The sequence below is a fragment of the Pseudomonas oryzihabitans genome (assembly GCF_006384975.1).
GTDB lineage: Bacteria > Pseudomonadota > Gammaproteobacteria > Pseudomonadales > Pseudomonadaceae > Chryseomonas > Chryseomonas psychrotolerans_B.
In genome coordinates this window covers 1330258-1349311 of record NZ_CP021645.1, presented here as the reverse complement: position 1 = coordinate 1349311, position 19054 = coordinate 1330258, and the positions used below count along the sequence as shown (strand labels likewise).

Below are 19054 nucleotides of genomic sequence, written 5' to 3'. Positions count from 1 at the left end.
CAAGACAACAAAGGTGCAGTAGCGATGAAGCGTGTAGGTCTGATCGGTTGGCGTGGCATGGTGGGCTCCGTGCTCATGCAGCGCATGCTCGAAGAGCGGGATTTCGACTTGATCGAACCCGTGTTCTTCACCACCTCCAACGTCGGCGGTGAAGGCCCCGCCATTGGCAAGAGCGTGGCGCCGCTCAAGGATGCCTACAGCATCGACGAGCTCAAGACCCTCGACGTCATCCTCACCTGCCAAGGTGGCGACTACACCAGCGAGGTGTTCCCCAAACTGCGCCAGGCCGGTTGGAAAGGCTATTGGATCGACGCGGCCTCCAGCCTGCGCATGCAGGATGATGCCGTCATCGTGCTGGACCCGGTCAACCGTCGCGTCATCGACCAGGCCCTGGTCGATGGTCGCAAGGACTTCATCGGCGGCAACTGCACCGTCAGCCTGATGCTGATGGCCCTGGGCGGGTTGTTCGAAGCCGGTCTGGTGGACTGGATGAGCGCCATGACCTACCAGGCTGCCTCCGGCGCCGGTGCGCAGAACATGCGTGAACTTATCCGCCAGATGGGCGCGACCCACGCCGCCGTGGCCGACAGCCTGGCCGATCCGGCCAGCGCCATCCTCGACATCGATCGCCAGGTGGCCGAGACCCTGCGCAGCGAGGCCTTCCCCACCGAGCAGTTCGGCGTACCCCTGGCCGGCAGCCTGATCCCCTGGATCGACAAGGAACTGCCCAATGGTCAGAGCCGCGAAGAGTGGAAGGCCCAGGCCGAAACCAACAAGATTCTCGGCCGCTTCAAGAATCCCATCCCGGTAGACGGTATCTGCGTGCGCATCGGCGCCATGCGTTGCCACAGCCAGGCGCTGACCATCAAGCTGAACAAGGATGTGCCGCTGTCCGACATCCACGGGCTGATCAGCCAGCACAACCCCTGGGTCAAGCTGGTGCCGAACAACCGTGACGTCAGCATGCGCGAACTCACTCCGGCTGCCGTGACCGGCACTCTGAGTGTCCCGGTCGGCCGCCTGCGCAAGCTCAACATGGGTTCCCAGTACCTGGGCGCCTTCACCGTCGGCGACCAACTCCTGTGGGGCGCCGCGGAGCCGCTGCGGCGCATGCTGCGGATCCTGCTGGAGCAGTGAAGCCCTAGCTAAACGTTTGCCTATAGAGGAGGGCCGCCAGTAAAGTGCGGCCCTCTTTCGTTTTGGACGCTCCTATCATGACTGCCAGAGATATCGCCCTCGTCGGCGCCACCAGCGCCTACGGTGAAGCCATTCGCGAGCTGCTGGACGAGCGTGAAGTCCCCCTCGGCCGCCTGCACCTGCTCGCCAGTGGCGAATCGGCGGGTCAGAATCTGCCGTTCCGAGGCAGCAACCTGCGCGTTGCCGGTCTCGAAGGCTTCGATTTCGCCCAGGTCGGGATCGCCATCCTCGCGGTGCCCGCGGCGGTGGTGGAAAGCCTGAGGCCGCAACTGATCGAGGCCGGCTGTGCGGTGCTGGATCTCAGTGGCGCCTCGGCGGGCGCTTGTGTCCTGCCCCGTATCAACGGTGCGCAGCTCGATGACCTGCCTCCCGCAACCTGGCTCGGTGTACCGCTCGCCGCGGCCCAGGCCGCCGCCAGCGTGGCGGCCGTGCTGGCGCGTCTCAATACCCTGGTCGACGCGTCCCTGACCGCCTGCCTGGCGGCCTCCGGCGCCGGGCGGGGTGGTGTCGAGGAACTGGCTCGCCAGGCCGCCGAGTTGCTCAATGGTCGCCCCGTCGAGGCACGGCTGTTCGACGGCCAGTTGGCCTTCAATCTGCTCGGTCGCACCGGTGCTCCCGCAGCGGATGGCTATACTGCCCAGGAACATCGGCTGCTGGACGAGTGTCAGCAGGTGCTGGGTGAGGCGTTGCCGGTGCTGGACGTCACCGCCGTGCAGGCCCCGGTATTCTTTGGCGACAGTCTCGCCCTGAGCGTGCGTGGCCAGGACGCCTGGATGCTGGAGCAGGTGCTGGAGGCCCTGGGGGACGAGCCCGGGCTATCCTTCGAAGAGGACCTGGACTGTCCTTCGGCGGTAGGCGATGCCCTGGGCCGGGAAGAGGTGCTGGTGGGCCGGGTGCGCCGTCATCCGCGCGATGCCCGGCGGCTGGAATGCTGGCTGGTGGCGGACAACGTCAGGCTGCCGGCGCTTACCGCCACTCAATTGGCCGAATTGTTGCTTAAACAGTCGGCCTAAAAGATACTTCGTGAAACGCTTCGTCCTCTTGGCATGAGCCACGGCGCAGCGGCAATGGCACGCAGCGATGGACACAGGCGCCGCTTCGGCGGCGCGGTCGACAGATTCTAAAAAGGGACGGTCATGGTTCGAGTTCAGCAACTGGTGCGGGCAATAGCAGCGGCGAGCGCCTTGATGTCCGGCGCTGCGGAGGCGCTGAGTCTGGGGGACATCCAGCTCAATTCCGCCCTCAATCAGCCTCTCGATGCCACCATCAATCTGTCGGACCTGCGCGATCTCGGTACGGGCGACTTGCGCCCCAGTCTCGCCTCGCCTGCCGAGTTCAGCAGGGCCGGCGTCGACCGGGCCTTCTTCCTGAACGATCTGAAGTTCACGCCCGAGGTGCGCAATGGCCGCACCGTGATTCACATCACCTCGGCGCGTCCGGTACGCGAGCCCTACCTCAATTTCCTGCTCGAGGTGAACTGGCCCAGTGGCCGGATCGTGCGCGAGTACACGGTGCTGCTCGACCCGCCGCTGTACACCCCGCAGGCCGCCGCTGCGCCTTTCGCTCCCCAGGTCCCTGCCACTCCACGTCCGCGTGCCACCGCTCCGGCTGCACCCGCGCCGGCAGCCGCGCCCGCGGCACAAGCGCCCAGCACGCCCGGTACCTACACCACCGAAAGGCGCGATACCCTCTGGGAGGTGGCGGCACGCAATCGGCCGTCCTCCAGCGTCACTGTCGACCAGACCATGCTGGCGATCCAGACGCTGAATCCGGACGCCTTCATCGATCACAACATCAACCTCATGAAGAGCGGCCAGGTGCTGCGCCTGCCCGATCAGGCTCAGGCCAAGGCGCGTTCCCAGCGCGAGGCCGTGGCGGAAATCGCCCGCCAGACCCGCGCCTGGAAGCAGGGTGGCGACGGCGCTGCCGCCGGTACGCCGCGGCGGCAGGTGGATGCTGCCGATCAACCCAATGCCAGCGAAGCACCGGCCACGGCGGCGCCCAAGGACAAGCTCAAGTTGCTGTCCGGCCAAGCCTCCGAGCATGCGGGTGAATCGGCAGGGGCGAAGGGAGGCAAGGGTAGCGATCAGGCTCTCGCTGATCGTCTCGCCGTGACCCAGGAAAGCCTGGATACCACGCGACGCGAGAACGAAGAGCTCAAGAGCCGCCTGGGTGATCTCCAGTCGCAGCTCGACAAGTTGCAGAAGATCATGCAGCTCAAGGACGCCCAGCTCGCGCGGATGCAGGCCAGCATGGCCAATCCCCAGGCGGCGGGTCAGCCGGCACCGACGGCACCAGAGGCTGCGGCCGCCACGCCGCCCGCGACCACTCCCCAGGAGCCAGCGGCTGCCGCCACGACACCGCCGGCAGAGAACGCCTCGACGCCCCCGGCCAGCGAAGCGGGAACCGGCAGTGCGCCGCCCGCTGCCAGCCCGAGCGAGCCCAAGGTCATTCCGGTCACCCCCAGCACTCCGGCGACCCAGCCGACCGAGGCGACCAACAGTTTCCTCGACGATATCCTCAGCAACCCCCTGTGGCTCGGCCTCATCGGCGGCAGCGCGCTGCTGGCGTTGCTGGTGTTGTTGATGATCAACTCCCGGCGCAATGCGGTGAAGGAGGCCGAGCGTGAGCGCGAGGCCGAGGCCGCACGCAACGAGACGGCCTTCGATCCGGATCCCGAGCTGGGCGATCATCATGGGCTGGCCGGTCTGGATCTGAATCCGAACGTTCAGGACGGCGCGCGCGACGCTGATGCCCAGGACGATGCCTTGGGGCAGGCGGACATCTACATGGCCTATGGCCGCTTCAGCCAGGCGGCGGAGGTGCTCAAGAAGGCTAGCGACCAGGAGCCCCATCGCGCCGATCTGCGACTCAAGCTCATGGAAGTCTATGCCGAGATGGGTGACAAGGACGGCTTCCTGCGTGAAGAGCGTGAGCTCAAGGAAATCGGTGGCGCCCAGCCCGCGGTCGATCATCTGAAGTCGCGTTATCCGGCCATGGCCACCGTCGCCGTGGGCGCTGCAGCCGTTGGTGCCGCCGCTCTGGCCGCCGCCCATGAGCTGAGCGAAGAACAGTCGCGTAACCAGGGCTTCTCGGCCACCGAGGACAGCCAGGACTTCGATCTGTCTCTGGATGACTTCGGTACCGACGATGGCCGCTCGACCCAGCCGGCCGGTCCAGCCGAAGAGCCCCTGTTCGGCGAGGCTTTCGCCGATGCCCAGGCCAAGGCCGCCGATTCCCGCGACGATTTCGACTTCGACCTCAATTTCGATCCCGAGCCCGCTGCCGCCGCTACCACTCCTGCCGCCAAGGACGATGACTTCGCCCTGGACTTCAGCGAGTTCGAGCGTCAGGGCGATCTGGCGCGTGACGAGGCGCCTGCCGCCTCGACCTTCGATGAGCCACTGGATGCCCGGGAAGAGCCGGTTGCCGAATTGCCGGCGAATTTCGATCTGGCCGACTTCGAGGAGCAACCCGCAGCCAAGCGCGAAAGCGACGAAGAATTCGCCGCACGCCTGCAGGAAGCCTCGCGTCAATTCGATGCCGAGACGACGAAGGGTCCGGCCGCCGAAGAAGAAAGCCTGGACGACTTCGACTTCCTGTCGGGCGAAGACGAGACCGCCACCAAGCTGGATCTCGCCCGCGCCTACATCGACATGGGCGATCCTGAAGGCGCCCGCGACATCCTCGACGAAGTGCTGGCCGAGGGTAACGCCGGGCAGCAGCAGGAAGCCCGCGAGATCCTCGCCCAGCTCAGCTGATACCTGCCAGGCTTGGCAGAGGAGGGGAGGCACCGATAAGCTGCCTCCCCTTTTTTTCGCCTGGCTGCCGCCGTGGATTTTCTAGACCCCACCGTCATCGTCCCTCCGCAACGCATCGCCCTCGGTGTCGAATACAAGGGCGCCCGCTATCGTGGCTGGCAACGCCAGCAGCCGGGTGTCCGCTCGGTCCAGGAGACCCTGGAGGCGGCACTGTCCAAGGTGGCAGCCGCGCCCATCAGCATCAGCTGCGCCGGACGGACCGATGCCGGCGTCCATGCCAGCGGCCAGGTGGTGCACTTCGATTCCCCGGTCGAACGACCGCTCAAGGCCTGGGTGCTCGGCACCAACGCCAACCTGCCACCGGACATCAGCGTGACCTGGGTTCAGCCGGTCGGTGACGACTTCCATGCGCGCTTCAGTGCCATGGCCCGGCGCTATCGCTATGTGATCTACAACGATCCCATTCGACCCGCACACCTGGCGGAGGAGGTGACCTGGAACCATCGCCCGCTGGACATCGAGCGGATGCGCGAGGCAGCCCAGGTGCTGATCGGCACCCATGACTTCACTTCTTTCCGCGCCAAGGAGTGCCAGGCCAAGTCGCCGATCAAGACGGTGCATCACCTGCGCCTCTGGCAGAACGACCGGCTACTGGTGTTGGACATCCGCGCCAATGCCTTCCTGCACCACATGGTGCGCAATATCGCCGGGGTACTGATGGCGGTCGGTTGCGGTGATCGTCCGGTGGCGTGGGTCGCCGAAGTCCTGGCCGCGCGCGAGCGGCGCCAGGGCGGGGTCACGGCTCATCCTTTCGGACTCTACCTGGTGCGGGTGGAATATCCCGACGGCCTGCAACTGCCCGAGCGCCCGCTGGGGCCGCTGTTCCTGGGGCGGGTGCCGGAGTTGGAAATCCCGTAAGGCTGACGCTGCGCGGGCGGTCTGCTACCATTCCTGGTTTTGGAACGAGGTCATCCCGGTTTGGCTAACGTTCGAGTGAAGATCTGTGGGATCACCAGGGTCGAGGATGCGCTGGCCGCCGCCGCGGCCGGTGCCGATGCCATCGGCCTGGTGTTCTATCCACGCAGTCCCAGAGCGGTCAGCGCCGCCCAGGCACGCCAGATCGTGGCAGCCTTGCCGCCCTTCGTGACCAGTGTCGGGCTCTTCGTCGATGCCGCGCCCTGCGAGATCGAGGAGACGCTGGATGCGGTGCCGCTGGATCTCCTGCAATTCCATGGCGATGAATCGCCGGCGCAGTGTGCGCGTTACCGGCGGCCCTATATCAAGGCGCTGCGCATGCGTGAGGACATCGATCTCGCCGCCATCGCCCGCGACTACGCCGGGGCGCGCGGTCTGTTGCTCGACACCTATGTCGCCGGTGTACCCGGTGGTACCGGCCAGGCCTTCGACTGGACGCGGGTGCCACGGGATCTGGCGCTGCCGCTGATCGTGGCGGGCGGCTTGGAGGCCGGTAACGTCGCCACGGCGATCGCCGCGGCGCGTCCCTATGGCGTGGACGTCAGTGGCGGCGTGGAGCAGGCCAAGGGCATCAAGGATGCCGCCGAGATCGCCCGCTTCATCGCGGCGGTACGGGAGGCCCCGGTCGCCTGATGTGACCCTCGCGGGGTGGTCGCCGTCCACACCTGCAACATATTCGACAGGCATGCCCAGGCAGGCCTGAAGTCCGGCTCCGGTGGAGTCGGCATTGAGACGTGGCAGTGGCCTGCGCAGTGCGGACATTGCCGAACCCTATATACGGATGCTCAAGGAAGGCGTGGCCTAGGCCGCGCTGGGAGCCCATGCAAGTGGAGAGAGATGCATGAGCAATTGGCTGGTCGACAAACTGATTCCTTCCATCATGCGGTCCGAGGTGAAGCGCAGTTCGGTACCGGAAGGTCTTTGGCACAAGTGTCCGGCCTGCGAAGCGGTCCTCTATCGTCCGGAGCTGGAAAAGAACCTGGACGTCTGCCTGAAGTGCGGTCACCACATGCGCATCAATGCGCGTCGCCGCCTGGACATCTTCCTCGACGCCGAAGGGCGTGAAGAGCTGGGTACCGAGCTGGAGCCGGTGGATCGCCTGAAATTCCGCGACAGCAAGAAGTACAAGGATCGCTTCACCGCGGCGCAGAAGGAAACCGGCGAGAAAGACGCGCTGATTTCCATGAGTGGCACGCTCAAAGGCATGCCGGTAGCGGTCTGTGCCTTCGAATTTTCCTTCATGGGCGGCTCCATGGGCGCCGTGGTGGGGGAGCGCTTCGTCCGCGCCGCCAACGTGGCCCTGGAACAGCGCTGCCCGCTGATCTGCTTCTCCGCCTCGGGTGGTGCGCGGATGCAGGAAGCCCTGATCTCCCTGATGCAGATGGCCAAGACCTCGGCGGTACTGGCGCGCCTGCGCGAAGAGGGCATTCCCTTCATTTCCGTGCTGACCGATCCGGTCTACGGCGGCGTCTCCGCCAGTCTGGCCATGCTGGGCGACGTCATCGTCGCTGAACCCAAGGCGCTGATCGGCTTCGCTGGTCCGCGCGTGATCGAGCAGACCGTGCGCGAAAAGCTGCCGGAAGGTTTCCAGCGCAGCGAATTCCTGCTGGACCATGGCGCCGTCGACATCATCGTGCCGCGCAAGGAATTGCGTGACCGCCTGGCGCGCCTGCTGGCGACCTTCCAGCACCAGCCGGCTCCGGCGGCCTGATGGCTTCGCGCAGCCTCGCGCAGTGGCTGGCCTATCTCGAGCAGCTGCATCCATCGGCGATCGACATGGGCCTGGACCGGGTGCGCGAGGTCGCGCAGCGGCTGGGTCTGACCCGGCCCGCGCCCCTGGTGGTGACCGTGACCGGCACCAACGGCAAGGGCTCCACCTGTGCCTTCCTGGCCAGCCTGCTGCGCGCCAGCGGGCAGCGGGTGGGGGTCTATGCCTCGCCGCATCTGGTGCGCTACAACGAGCGCGTCGATGTCGACGGTAGCCTGGCCAGCGATGACGATCTCTGCACCGCCTTCGCCGCGGTGGAAGCCGCCCGCGGCGAGATCAGCCTGACCTATTTCGAGATGGGTACCCTGGCGGCCTTCTGGTTGTTCGAGCGGGCCCAGCTGGACGCCGCCGTGCTCGAAGTCGGCCTCGGCGGTCGCCTGGATGCGGTGAACCTGATCGATGCCGACCTGGCGCTGGTCACCAGCATCGGCCTGGATCACGCCGAATGGCTGGGCAATACCCGGGAAAGCGTGGCCGTGGAGAAGGCGGGCATCTTCCGTTCCGGCAAGCCGGCCCTGTGCGGCGATTTGCAGCCGCCAGCGGAGCTCGCGCAGGCGGCCGAGCGCCTGGGCGCGCCTTTCCTGCAGCGCGGTGAGGCCTTCGACCTGCGGATCGAGGCTGCCAGCTGGTTCTGGCGCGGTCGCGATGCCCAGGGCAACGAGCTGTCGTTGCCCGGCTTGCCGCTGCTGGACCTGCCCATGGAAAACGCCGCCCTGGCACTACAGGCCTACGCGCTGCTCGACCGGCCCTGGTTGCCCGAACAGATCGCCGCCGCCCTGCTGGCGACGCGCATGACCGGCCGCCTGGATCGCCGCCAGGTCGAGCGGGCAGGTGCAGCCCTCGACGTCCTGCTGGATGTGGCGCACAACCCCCATGCGGCCGAGTATCTCGCCCGACGGCTGGCCATGAAGCCCGTCGCAGGTGTGCGTCGCGCGGTGTTCGGCGTGCTGGCCGACAAGGACCTGGACGGTATCCTGGCACCGCTCGAGAGCCTGTTCGCCGATTGGGCGGTGGCGACGCTACCCACTGGTCGTAGCCGAGAGGGTAGCGAGGTGGCTGCGCTCCTGGCCGCCCGAGGTGCCCAGGTGCAGGTCCACCCTTCTCTGGTAGAGGCCTTCGCTGCCCAACTGGCGGCCAGTGCGCCTGGCGACGAGGTGGTGGTGTTCGGCTCCTTCTACAGCGTCGCCGAGGTGCTCGCGCAGCTCACTTCTCCATCCGAATCCGCGGAGGCATAAGCTCATGCTCAAGCAAAGAGTCATAGGCGCGCTGGTGCTGCTGGCACTGATCATCATCTTCGTGCCCATGCTGTTCAATCGCCAGGACGATGCCCGCAAGGTGGTGGTCGAGGCGCCGCCGCAACCGGCTGCTCCGGTCGTGCCCAACACCGAGGTGCAGGCGGTGCAAACGCCGGAGGCCCCGCCCGTGGAAGTGGTCCCCGATGATCCGGGCAAGCCGCTCGGCAAGCCGCAGACGCCCATCGCCGGCACCGCCGGGCAGGCGCCGGTACAGAATGCCCCGGTGACCGCGCCGCCCGCCCAGCCCCAGGCGGCGCCGGTCGCCAAGGCGCCGGCCGTCACTGCCCCGACAGCACCTGCGGCAGCGGCAACCCCGGCGCCCGCGGCCAAGCCGGAGACCCACCTGGGGGCCGCCAACCTGCCGAACAGCTGGTCGGTTCAGCTCGCCAGCCTGTCGTCGCGCCCCAGTGCCGACGCCCTGCAAGCCAAGCTGCGCAGCCAGGGCTACAACGCCTATGTACGCAGTGCCGACGGCATGAACCGGGTCTTCGTCGGGCCGGTGATAGAGCGCACGGAGGCGGATCGCCTGCGCGATCAGCTCAACAAGCAGAATGGCGTCAAGGGTTTCGTCGTACGCTTTCAGCCGGAGCGCGGTTAACCCGGTCACAAGGCTCTGCTAGAATGCAGGGCCTTTTTGTAAGTGGACCTTGCCGTGGGCTTCACCTGGGTGGACTGGGCGATCGTCGCCATCGTCGTCGTTTCCAGCCTGATCAGTCTCAGGCGCGGCTTCGTCAAGGAGGCCTTGTCGCTGGCCACCTGGATCGTCGCCGGTGGGGTGGCCTGGGTATTCGGCGGAGCGCTTTCCACCTACCTGGTGGACTATATCCAGGTGCCTTCCGGGCGGGTGATCGCCGCCTGTGTCATTCTCTTCGTGCTGACCCTGCTGGTCGGTGCCCTGGTGAGTTTCTTGCTTGGCGAATTGATCCGCGTCACCGGATTGTCGGGCACCGATCGTTTTCTGGGCATGGCCTTCGGGGCGGCCCGCGGCGCGCTGTTGGTGACCGTGGCGGTAGGGCTGCTGAGTCTCGGGCCGGTCCAGCAGGACGGCTGGTGGCAGCAGTCGGTACTGGTGCCACATTTTCTGCTGGTGGCCGATTGGTCGAAGAATCTGCTGTTGGGCTTTGCCGGCCAATGGCTGGGCTCCACGCCCCTGCCAAGTCTGCAGTTTTTGCCGCAGCTGGGGCCCAAGGCTCCTTGAAGCGTTTTTCCAGGCCTCGCCTTGCGGGGTCATCCTGCGATGGTTCGCCGTCGCATCACTTGAAACAGTGGGGTCGCGTCACATGTGTGGCATCGTAGGTATCGTGGGCAAGACTAACGTCAACCAGTCGTTGTACGACGCGCTCACCGTCCTTCAACATCGGGGTCAGGATGCCGCCGGTATCGTCACCAGCCTGGATGGCAAGCTGTACCTGCGCAAGGACAACGGCCTGGTCCGCGATGTCTTCCAGCAGCGGCACATGCAGCACCTGGTGGGCCATATGGGCATCGCCCACGTACGCTATCCCACGGCTGGCAGCTCCAGCTCCGCCGAGGCGCAGCCGTTCTACGTGAACTCGCCCTACGGCATCACCCTGGCGCATAACGGCAACCTGACCAACGTCGAGCAGCTCTCGCGCGAGATCTACGAATCCGACCTGCGTCACGTGAACACCACCTCCGATTCCGAGGTGCTGCTCAACGTCTTCGCCCATGAGCTGGCGGTGCGCAACAAGCTGCAGCCGACCGAGGACGACGTCTTCGCCGCGGTCTCCGAAGTTCACGAGCGTTGCCGCGGTGGCTATGCCGTGGTGGCCATGATCACCGGTTACGGCATCGTCGGCTTCCGCGATCCCAATGCCATCCGCCCCATCGTCTTTGGCCAGCGTCATACCGAATACGGCGTGGAATACATGATCGCCTCCGAGAGCGTCGCCCTCGACGTGCTCGGCTTCACCCTGATTCGCGACCTGGAACCGGGCGAAGCGGTGTACATCACCGAAGACGGCCGCCTCTACACCCGCCAGTGCGCGCAGAATCCGCAGTACGCGCCCTGCATCTTCGAACACGTCTACCTGGCCCGTCCGGATTCCATCATCGATGGCATCTCGGTCTACAAGGCACGCCTGCGCATGGGCGAGAAGCTCGCCGAGAAGATCCAGCGCGAGCGCCCGGACCATGACATCGACGTGGTCATCCCGATCCCTGATACCAGCCGCACCGCTGCCCTGGAATTGGCCAACCACCTGGGCGTCAAGTTCCGCGAGGGCTTCGTCAAGAACCGCTACATCGGCCGTACCTTCATCATGCCCGGCCAGGCCGCGCGCAAGAAATCGGTGCGCCAGAAGCTCAACGCCATCGAGCTGGAATTCCGCGGCAAGAACGTGATGCTGGTGGACGACTCCATCGTCCGTGGCACCACCTGCAAGCAGATCATCCAGATGGCCCGCGAGGCCGGGGCCAAGAAGGTCTATTTCTGCTCGGCGGCGCCGGCGGTGCGCTTCCCCAACGTCTACGGCATCGACATGCCCAGCGTGCACGAACTGATCGCCCACGGCCGGACCACCGAGGAGGTCGGCGAGCTGATCGGTGCCGATTGGCTGATCTACCAGGACCTGCAGGATCTAAAGGAAGCCGTGCGCACCCGCAAGGCGCCCAAGGTCGAGCAGTTCGACTGCGCGGTGTTCGATGGCGAGTACATCACCGGCGACGTCGATGCGGCCTATCTCAACCGCATCGAGCAGGCGCGCAACGATGCCGCCAAGGTCAAGCACCAGGCGGTCAGCGCCATCATCGACCTCTACAACGACTAAGGAGCTGCACATGAGCCAAGACTGGGAAGCCGGACGCCTGGACAGTGATCTCGAGGGCGCGGCCTTCGAGACCTTGGCGGTGCGGGCAGGGCAGCAGCGCTCGCCGGAAGGCGAGCACGGCGAAGCCCTGTTCCTGACCAGCAGTTACGTGTTCCGTACCGCCGCGGATGCGGCGGCGCGTTTCGCCGGCGAGGTGCCGGGCAACGTCTATTCGCGCTACACCAACCCCACGGTGCGTACCTTCGAGACCCGTATCGCGGCGCTGGAAGGGGCGGAGCAGGCGGTGGCCACCGCCTCGGGCATGTCGGCCATCCTGGCCATGGTGATGAGCCTGTGCAGCGCCGGTGACCACGTGCTGGTCTCGCGCAGTGTGTTCGGCTCGACCATCAGCCTGTTCGAGAAGTACTTCAAGCGCTTCGGCATCGAGGTGGATTATCCGCCGCTGGCCGATCTGGACGCCTGGCGGGTCGCCTGCAAGCCCAATACCCGGCTGTTCTTCGTCGAGTCGCCGTCCAATCCCCTGGCCGAGCTGGTGGACATCGCCGCCCTGGCCGAAATCGCCCATGCCCAGGGCGCGCTGCTGGCGGTCGATAATTGCTTCTGCACCCCGGCGCTGCAAAAGCCGCTGGCGCTGGGCGCCGACATCGTCATCCATTCGGCCACCAAGTACATCGATGGCCAGGGCCGCGGCATGGGCGGCGTGGTCGCGGGCCGTGCCGAGCAGATGAAGGAAGTCGTGGGCTTCCTGCGTACCGCAGGGCCGACCCTCAGTCCCTTCAATGCCTGGCTGTTCCTCAAGGGCCTGGAGACGCTGAAGATCCGCATGCAGGCGCACAGCCAGACCGCGCTGGAGCTGGCCCGCTGGCTGGAAGCGCAGCCCGGTATCGAGCGGGTCCACTACGCCGGCCTGGAAAGCCATCCGCAGCACGACCTGGCCCGCCGCCAGCAGTCGGCCTTCGGCGCCGTGGTCAGCTTCGAGGTGGCGGGGGGACGCGACGCTGCCTGGCGCTTCATCGATGCCACCCGGATGATCTCCATTACCACCAACCTGGGCGATACCAAAACCACCATCGCTCACCCGGCGACTACCTCCCATGGTCGCCTGTCGCCCGCCGAGCGGGCCAATGCCGGTATCAAAGACAGCCTGATCCGGGTTGCCGTGGGCCTCGAAGACCTGGGTGACCTGCAGCAGGATCTGGCCCGCGGACTGGCGGCGCTATGAGTCTGACGTTCGCACCGGTGGAACCGCGGGTCGCCCTGGTCACGGGCGCGGCCCGCGGTATTGGCCTGGGCATCGCCGCCTGGCTGGTCGCCGAGGGGTGGCGCGTGGTGGTGGCGGACATCGAGCAGGAGCGGGGTGCCAAGGTCGCGACCGCGCTGGGTGACCGGGCCTGCTTCGTGGCCCTGGATGTAGCCGACGAAAGCCAGGTCGAGTCCGCCGTCGCCCAGGTGATCGGCCAATTCGGTCGGCTGGACGCCTTGGTCAACAATGCTGGCCTGGCTACCGCCCAGGGCCAGCCGCTGGAAAGCCTGGCGCTCGGTGAATGGCGTCGGGTGCTTGGGGTGAATCTGGACGGTCCCATGCTCATGGCCAAGCACTGCGCGCCCTATCTCCGCGAGCAGCAGGGCGCCATCGTCAACATCGCCTCGACCCGCGCCCAGCAATCCGAGCCGCACAGCGAAGCCTATGCCGCCAGCAAGGGTGGGCTGTTGGCCCTGACCCATGCTCTGGCGATCAGCCTGGGGCCGGAGGTGCGGGTGAACGCCCTCTGTCCCGGCTGGATCGACGCCCGTGATCCCCATGTACGGGAAGCCGAGCCGTTGTCGGCGGCCGATCATGCCCAGCATCCGGTTGGACGGGTAGGGACGGTCGAAGACGTGGCGGCCTGCGTGGCCTGGTTGCTCGGGGGCAATGCCGGCTTCATCAGTGGCGAGGCCATCACCCTGGACGGTGGCATGACCCGCAAGATGATCTACGCCGAATAGCGCTCGGTAGAAAATAAATGGAAAAATCCTTGACGGATCAAGGAGCTACGAGCAGAATGCGCGTCACCCGAAGGGGATGGCTGATTAGCTCAGCTGGGAGAGCACCTGCATCACACGCAGGGGGTCGGCGGTTCGATCCCGTCATCAGCCACCAAACTCTTCGGGGAGTGTTCCGCAAGGTACACGCAATGCGCGGCGGTAGTTCAGTCGGTTAGAATACCGGCCTGTCACGCCGGGGGTCGCGGGTTCGAGTCCCGTCCGCCGCGCCATATATAGCTCATCATGGGTCCGCTGAACGCCCGGATGAGACAACGAAAGCTGCCCTAGGCAGCTTTTTTTGTGCCTGGAAAAAAGCCGGTCGGAAAAACCGATCGAGTTTTCAGCCGACATTTCCCCTTGGCGGCTTTGTTCATTGCGCGCTGAGCGCCTGTCGCAAGCACAGGGCGAGTACCCTATGAAGGTCGCCTGTTCGCTTCAGCCAGCGGACCTCTCGCGCACAGCGGTGTTAGGCGGATGTTCCGGATTGCCGTCATATTTATTTACACCTGGGGCCTTGCGTCTCGGTCATGTTGCCGGCCGTCCCGAGTTTTTTGCAGCCCATCGGTAGATTTCGCATTCCAGAGCCGATCCCGGTCTATTACGCGACCTGCTTGAGAGTACCGCCTTGAAGAACATCACGGTCCGTAACCCGCTGATCGTCCTGACCACGCTCACCCTGATCCTGTGCCTGGTCATGAACGGCGGCGACGCTGGCGGCCGGCCGACGGCAGTCGCTGCAGGTCCTCTCGCAGTTACTGGCAACTGACGCCAAACGCTCGCTGGACAGTCCTGGCTCCAGCAGGGCTGTCCTATTCGCAGAAGCTTTCGTAACCGCACTTTCCGCGACGAGATCCCGGTGGTTTCGCCGTCCTTAGCTCCGCTATCCAGGTAGTCCATATGCATCCCAATGGCTGGAATTTCTTCAGTAATCTCAGTGTGCGGGCCAAGCTCGCGCTAGGCTTTTCACTGCTCATCGGCATGATCCTGCTGGTGGCCTATACCGGTTGGCAGTCCACCGACAGCTTGCGTGACCGCAGCGAGCGCATGAGCAATATCGCCGGCTTCAGCACCGTGGCCCGGGACATGCGCATCGAGCGCCTGGTGTACTTCACCAAGGCCGATGACGCCCAGGCGGCGAAGTGGCTGGCGGCGCTGGACAAGACCGAGAGCCAGTTGCACGACATCATGCCGAACTTCAGGTCGCCGGCTAACCAGGCCTTGCTGAACGAGGCCAGTACCGCGCTCCAGCGCTATCGTGAGTTCTACCAGCAGACGGTCGCTGCCACTCGGGAGCGGGAGGCCACGCGCAAGGTGGCAGCGACTTCGATGGAAGCCGCCAATGCGCTGCTCCTGGCGCTGTCCACCGCGGCCAGTGTCGAAGGCGGTCGTCAGGGGGATAGCCAACAGGTGGCGAAGCTGTTCATCGCCATCCAGAAGCTGCGTGTCGATGTCCGCAGCTACACGGCGCTGCCGAGCAAGGAGACCGAAGAAGCCGCGCGTAACGCCTTCAACGAGGTTCTCAAGCAGGTCAAGGCGCTCGAGGCCACGGCCTTGCCTGCTGACCTGGTGCAAAAGCTGGCCGGGGAACTCGACGGCTATCAACAGCGGCTACAGCAGCTGGTGACCCTGCAGGCGAAGGTCGAGGAGGCTCAGGGCGGCATCACCAGCACCATCACTTCGTTGCTGTCCATCGCCGACAAGTTGACGGCGATCCAGCAGGACTTCCGGGAAACCGATGTCGCCCACGCTCGGCAGATGCTGCTGGTCTGGCTCGCTTTCGCCATCGTCCTCGGCCTGCTCGGTGCCTGGCTGATCACCCGTTCCATCGTCGGCCCGCTGCGGGAAACCGTGGCCCTGGCCGAGACGGTGGCCAACGGCGATTTCACTCGGCAGCAAGAGGTGACGCGCAAGGATGAGCTGGGTGCGCTGCAGACCAGCATGCAACGCATGACCACCAATCTGCGCGGGCTCATCGGCGAGATGAAGGATGGCGTGGTGCAGGTGGCCAGTGCCGCCGAGCAACTATCAGCGGTTACCGAGCAGACCAGCGCCGGGGTGCAGGCGCAAAAGGTGGAAACCGATCAGATCGCCACGGCCATGCAGGAAATGACCGCCACCACCCATGAGGTGGCGCGCAACGCGGGGGAAGCCGCCAAGTCGGCGCTGAGCGCCAGCCAGCAGGCCCTGCAGGGCGACCAGGCGGTGGACAAGGCCATTTCCCAGATCGAGCTTCTCGCGCGCGAGATGGACTCGACCAAGGCTGCCATGGCGACGCTGCGCAGCCATGCAGAAAGCATCGGCGGCGTGCTGGACGTGATCAAGGCGGTCTCCGAGCAGACCAACCTGCTGGCGTTGAACGCAGCCATCGAGGCGGCCCGGGCAGGCGAGGCCGGTCGCGGCTTCGCGGTGGTGGCCGATGAGGTACGCGGGCTGGCCCAGCGTACGCGCTCTTCGACCGACGAGATCGCTCAGCTCATCACCGGCCTGAGCCAGAGTACCGACCAGATGGCCGCGGTGCTCGAGCAGAACGTGGTACTGACCGAGAGCAGTGTCGGGTTGTCCCGCGAAGCCGGCGAGATGCTCAAGCGCATCACCCGGTCGGTCAAGGACATCGAGTCCATGAACGAGCAGATCGCCTGCGCCGCCGAACAACAGAGCGCCGCCGGGGAAGAGATCGGCCGCAACGTGACCAACGTGCGCGATATCTCCGACCAGACGGCCGCTGCCAGCGAGGAAACGGCGTCGTCGAGCATGGAGTTGGCGCGCGTCAGCGTCCGGTTGCAGGAGATGACGGCGCGCTTCAAGGTGTGAAGGTTCAGCACACCGCGATGTGGGAATCCGCCCGGGGCTCGGTACCGCCGCAGAGCACCCCGGTCTCCGGGTCGCGGACGATGATCTGGCCGCGACCGAAGTCGGTGGAGTCGTGGGCGATCTCGATCTGGTGGCCGCGCCGCGCCAGGCCGCTGGCCAGGGCGCGGGAGGCGGCCTGCTCGATGCCGACCTTCATGCCGCCCAGCCACTGCCAGCGCGGCGCATCCAGCGCCGCCTGGGGGTTGAGGCCGAAGTCCACCAGGTTCATCACCATCTGCACATGGCCCTGGGGCTGCATGTAGCCGCCCATGACGCCGAAGGGACCGATGGGCACGTCGCCCTTGGTCAGGAAGCCGGGGATGATGGTGTGGAAGGTCTGCTTGCCCGGTGCCAGGGCGTTGGCGTGCGTGGGGTCCAGGCTGAATTCCGAACCGCGATTCTGCAGGCCGATACCGCTGTCGGGCAGCACTACGCCGGAGCCGAAGCCGTGGTAGGCGCTCTGGATGAAGGACACCAGGTTGCCCTCGCCATCGGCGGTGGCGATGTAGACGGTGCCGCTGGCCTGGGGATCGCCGTGCAGCGGCGGTTGGGCCTGGTCGCCGATCTCGGCGCGACGGCGCTCGGCATAGGCCTCGTCCAGCAAGACGCTGGCGGCGACTCTCATGTGCTCCGGATCGGTGATGTAGTGCAGGCCATCGGCGTAGGCCTTTTTCATGGCCTCCAGCTGGCGGTGCCAGGTGAGCTGGCTGTCGCGCTGGTCGAAGTCATAGCCCTTGAGGATGTTCAGCGTCATCAGGGCGATCAGGCCCTGGCCACTCGGTGGGATTTCCCAGACCTGATAGCCACGGTAGTCGACCTTGATCGGTTCCACCCAGCGCGGCCGGTAGCCGGCGAGATCCGCGGCGGTCAGCTGGCCGCCGGTCGCTGCGGCATGGGCGGCCAGGCGCTGGGCGATGGCGCCGCGATAGAAGCTTTCGCACCCGGTCTGGGCCAGTTCTTCCAGGGTGCGCGCCTGGGCGGGGTTGCGGAACAACTGGCCGGCGGCGGGGGCCTGGCCATCAATGAGGAAGGTGTCGAACCAGGCCTCCAATTCCGGTGTCGTGGCGCGGCTGGCCTGGTATTCGGCCTGGGCGATGCGCCACTGGTGAGCAACCACTGGCGATACCGGGAAGCCGTCGCGCGCTAGCGCGATGGCGGGCTCGAAGAGGGTGGCGAAAGGCAGCTTGCCGAAGCGGCGTGACAGCTCGGCCCAGGCGGCGGGGCAACCCGGCACCGTCACCGGCAGCCAGCCGTGCACCGGCATGCGCTCGTGGCCGGCGGCCTTGACCGTGGCAATGTCCAGGCTGGCCGGGGCATGGCCGCTGGCGTCCAGGCCGTGCAGCTTGTCCTTGACCCAGACCAGGGCGAAGGCGTCGCCGCCGATGGCATTGCCGGTGGGCTCCACCACGGTGAGGGCGGCGGCGGTGGCGATGGCCGCGTCGATGGCGTTGCCACCCTGGCGCAGCATGGCAATGCCGGCTTCGGCCGCCAGCGGCTGGGAGGTGGCGACCATGCCGTTGCGGGCGAAGACGCTCTGGCGTTGGGAGGCGTAGGGATAATCGTGGGCGGAAAAATTCAGCATGGCAGGCTCGTCATGTTCAAGACCAGTGGCGGCTCAGAGCACGCGACTGAGGAATTCGCGGGTACGCGGGTGGGTGGGATTGCCGAATACCTGGGCCGGCGGACCTTCTTCGATCAGCTCGCCCTGGTGCAGCACCACCACGCGGTCGGCCACCTCGCGGGCGAAGCCCATCTCGTGGGTCACCACCACCATGGTCATGCCGTCTTCGGCCAGCTCCTTCATCACCTGCAGCACCTCGCCCACGGTTTCCGGGTCGAGGGCGCTGGTGGGTTCGTCGAACAGCATGGCCTGGGGCTTCATGGCCAGGGCGCGGGCGATGGCCACCCGCTGTTGCTGGCCGCCGGAGAGTTGCGCCGGGTAATGGTCGGCTTTGTCCGCCAGGTGTACCCGGGCGAGCAGGGCGCGGGCCTGGTCGAGGGCGGTGGCGCGGGATACGCCGAGCACCTGGATGGGCGCCTCGATGATGTTTTCCAGCACCGTCATGTGCGGGAAGAGGTTGAATCTCTGGAAGACCATGCCGATGTCACGGCGGCGACGGGCGATGTTGCGCTCCGAATCCGGCACCCGGCTGCCATCGGGACGCTCGCGATAGCCCATCAACTCGCCGTTGACGCGGATGGTGCCGCCCTGGATGTCTTCCAGGTGATTGAGGCAGCGGATGAAGGTGGTCTTGCCCGAGCCGGAGGCGCCGATCAGCACCACCACCTCGCCGCGCCGCACCTCCAGGGAGACGCCCTTGAGAATCTCCAGCTCGCCGAAGGCCTTGTGTACCTCCAGCGCTTGGATCACCGGTTCTTGCGTGGTCGTCATGG

16 protein-coding genes and 2 tRNA genes are annotated in these 19054 nt (G+C 66.0%); 16 read left to right on the top strand and 2 right to left on the bottom strand.

Translation table 11 applies throughout. From position 1 onward, the window contains the following. The first annotated feature begins 24 nt into the window (after positions 1 to 24). The 16 genes from asd (at position 25) to CCZ28_RS05815 (ending at position 16621) form a co-directional block, all read left to right on the top strand. Positions 25 to 1137, top strand: coding sequence for an aspartate-semialdehyde dehydrogenase (gene asd, locus CCZ28_RS05885; protein WP_140216757.1), 1113 nt, complete (start codon positions 25 to 27; stop codon positions 1135 to 1137). 77 nt (positions 1138 to 1214) lie between these two features. After that, complete coding sequence (locus CCZ28_RS05880; RefSeq protein WP_140216756.1) at positions 1215 to 2210, top strand: aspartate-semialdehyde dehydrogenase; 996 nt, start codon at positions 1215 to 1217, stop codon at positions 2208 to 2210. 123 nt (positions 2211 to 2333) lie between these two features. Further along, positions 2334 to 4958, top strand: coding sequence for a FimV/HubP family polar landmark protein (locus tag CCZ28_RS05875; protein ID WP_167509215.1), 2625 nt, complete (start codon positions 2334 to 2336; stop codon positions 4956 to 4958). A 60-nt stretch (positions 4959 to 5018) separates the two neighbouring features. Then, a complete protein-coding gene (gene truA / locus CCZ28_RS05870) occupies positions 5019 to 5876 on the top strand; it encodes a tRNA pseudouridine(38-40) synthase TruA (protein ID WP_237141957.1) in 858 nt (285 codons plus the stop codon). 60 nt (positions 5877 to 5936) lie between these two features. After that, positions 5937 to 6566 (top strand): phosphoribosylanthranilate isomerase, encoded by a 630-nt coding sequence (locus tag CCZ28_RS05865; protein WP_140216752.1) that lies wholly within the window; start codon positions 5937 to 5939, stop codon positions 6564 to 6566. A gap of 208 nt (positions 6567 to 6774) precedes the next feature. Further along, complete coding sequence (gene accD, locus CCZ28_RS05860) at positions 6775 to 7644, top strand: acetyl-CoA carboxylase, carboxyltransferase subunit beta (RefSeq protein ID WP_140216750.1); 870 nt, start codon at positions 6775 to 6777, stop codon at positions 7642 to 7644. Beyond that, complete coding sequence (gene folC, locus CCZ28_RS05855) at positions 7644 to 8936, top strand: bifunctional tetrahydrofolate synthase/dihydrofolate synthase (protein ID WP_140216748.1); 1293 nt, start codon at positions 7644 to 7646, stop codon at positions 8934 to 8936. The genes accD and folC overlap by 1 nt, the downstream gene beginning before the upstream one ends. A 4-nt stretch (positions 8937 to 8940) precedes the next feature. Then, positions 8941 to 9594 (top strand): SPOR domain-containing protein, encoded by a 654-nt coding sequence (locus CCZ28_RS05850; protein WP_140216746.1) that lies wholly within the window; start codon positions 8941 to 8943, stop codon positions 9592 to 9594. Between the two features lie 54 nt (positions 9595 to 9648). After that, positions 9649 to 10194, top strand: coding sequence for a CvpA family protein (locus CCZ28_RS05845; protein ID WP_140216744.1), 546 nt, complete (start codon positions 9649 to 9651; stop codon positions 10192 to 10194). 82 nt (positions 10195 to 10276) lie between these two features. Further along, positions 10277 to 11785 (top strand): amidophosphoribosyltransferase, encoded by a 1509-nt coding sequence (gene purF, locus CCZ28_RS05840; protein WP_140216743.1) that lies wholly within the window; start codon positions 10277 to 10279, stop codon positions 11783 to 11785. A gap of 10 nt (positions 11786 to 11795) precedes the next feature. Then, on the top strand, positions 11796 to 13007 hold the full coding sequence (locus tag CCZ28_RS05835; RefSeq protein WP_140216741.1) for an O-succinylhomoserine sulfhydrylase: 1212 nt from the start codon (positions 11796 to 11798) through the stop codon (positions 13005 to 13007). Then, complete coding sequence (locus tag CCZ28_RS05830) at positions 13004 to 13771, top strand: SDR family oxidoreductase (protein ID WP_140216739.1); 768 nt, start codon at positions 13004 to 13006, stop codon at positions 13769 to 13771. Before CCZ28_RS05835 ends, CCZ28_RS05830 begins: the two co-directional genes overlap by 4 nt. 78 nt (positions 13772 to 13849) lie before the next feature. Further along, positions 13850 to 13925, top strand: a tRNA-Val gene (locus tag CCZ28_RS05825). A gap of 38 nt (positions 13926 to 13963) precedes the next feature. Beyond that, positions 13964 to 14040: transfer RNA gene (locus CCZ28_RS05820), tRNA-Asp, on the top strand. Between the two features lie 395 nt (positions 14041 to 14435). Continuing rightward, positions 14436 to 14576: a hypothetical protein gene (locus CCZ28_RS24395; RefSeq protein ID WP_167509214.1), complete on the top strand. Its 141-nt coding sequence runs from the start codon at positions 14436 to 14438 to the stop codon at positions 14574 to 14576. 131 nt (positions 14577 to 14707) lie between these two features. Further along, a complete protein-coding gene (locus CCZ28_RS05815) occupies positions 14708 to 16621 on the top strand; it encodes a HAMP domain-containing methyl-accepting chemotaxis protein (RefSeq protein ID WP_140216737.1) in 1914 nt (637 codons plus the stop codon). 4 nt (positions 16622 to 16625) lie between these two features. Here the strand turns inward: CCZ28_RS05815 and CCZ28_RS05810 are convergent, their stop codons facing one another. Beyond that, entirely contained in the window at positions 16626 to 18242 is a 1617-nt protein-coding gene (locus CCZ28_RS05810) for a gamma-glutamyltransferase family protein (protein WP_140216735.1), read from the bottom strand. A gap of 33 nt (positions 18243 to 18275) precedes the next feature. Then, entirely contained in the window at positions 18276 to 19052 is a 777-nt protein-coding gene (locus CCZ28_RS05805) for an amino acid ABC transporter ATP-binding protein (protein WP_140216733.1), read from the bottom strand. Positions 19053 to 19054 lie beyond the last annotated feature (2 nt).

Excerpts from the sequence above, each read along its gene's own strand:
- accD (WP_140216750.1), top strand. The coding sequence starts at position 6,775 with ATGAGCAATTGGCTGGTCGACAAACTGATTCCTTCCATCATGCGGTCC.
- asd (WP_140216757.1), top strand. The coding sequence starts at position 25 with ATGAAGCGTGTAGGTCTGATCGGTTGGCGTGGCATGGTGGGCTCCGTG.
- CCZ28_RS05850 (WP_140216746.1), top strand. The coding sequence starts at position 8,941 with ATGCTCAAGCAAAGAGTCATAGGCGCGCTGGTGCTGCTGGCACTGATC.
- CCZ28_RS05805 (WP_140216733.1), bottom strand. The coding sequence starts at position 19,052 with ATGACGACCACGCAAGAACCGGTGATCCAAGCGCTGGAGGTACACAAG.
- CCZ28_RS05835 (WP_140216741.1), top strand. The coding sequence starts at position 11,796 with ATGAGCCAAGACTGGGAAGCCGGACGCCTGGACAGTGATCTCGAGGGC.
- CCZ28_RS05815 (WP_140216737.1), top strand. The coding sequence starts at position 14,708 with ATGCATCCCAATGGCTGGAATTTCTTCAGTAATCTCAGTGTGCGGGCC.
- folC (WP_140216748.1), top strand. The coding sequence starts at position 7,644 with ATGGCTTCGCGCAGCCTCGCGCAGTGGCTGGCCTATCTCGAGCAGCTG.
- purF (WP_140216743.1), top strand. The coding sequence starts at position 10,277 with ATGTGTGGCATCGTAGGTATCGTGGGCAAGACTAACGTCAACCAGTCG.
- CCZ28_RS05875 (WP_167509215.1), top strand. The coding sequence starts at position 2,334 with ATGGTTCGAGTTCAGCAACTGGTGCGGGCAATAGCAGCGGCGAGCGCC.
- CCZ28_RS05830 (WP_140216739.1), top strand. The coding sequence starts at position 13,004 with ATGAGTCTGACGTTCGCACCGGTGGAACCGCGGGTCGCCCTGGTCACG.
- CCZ28_RS05810 (WP_140216735.1), bottom strand. The coding sequence starts at position 18,242 with ATGCTGAATTTTTCCGCCCACGATTATCCCTACGCCTCCCAACGCCAG.
- CCZ28_RS05880 (WP_140216756.1), top strand. The coding sequence starts at position 1,215 with ATGACTGCCAGAGATATCGCCCTCGTCGGCGCCACCAGCGCCTACGGT.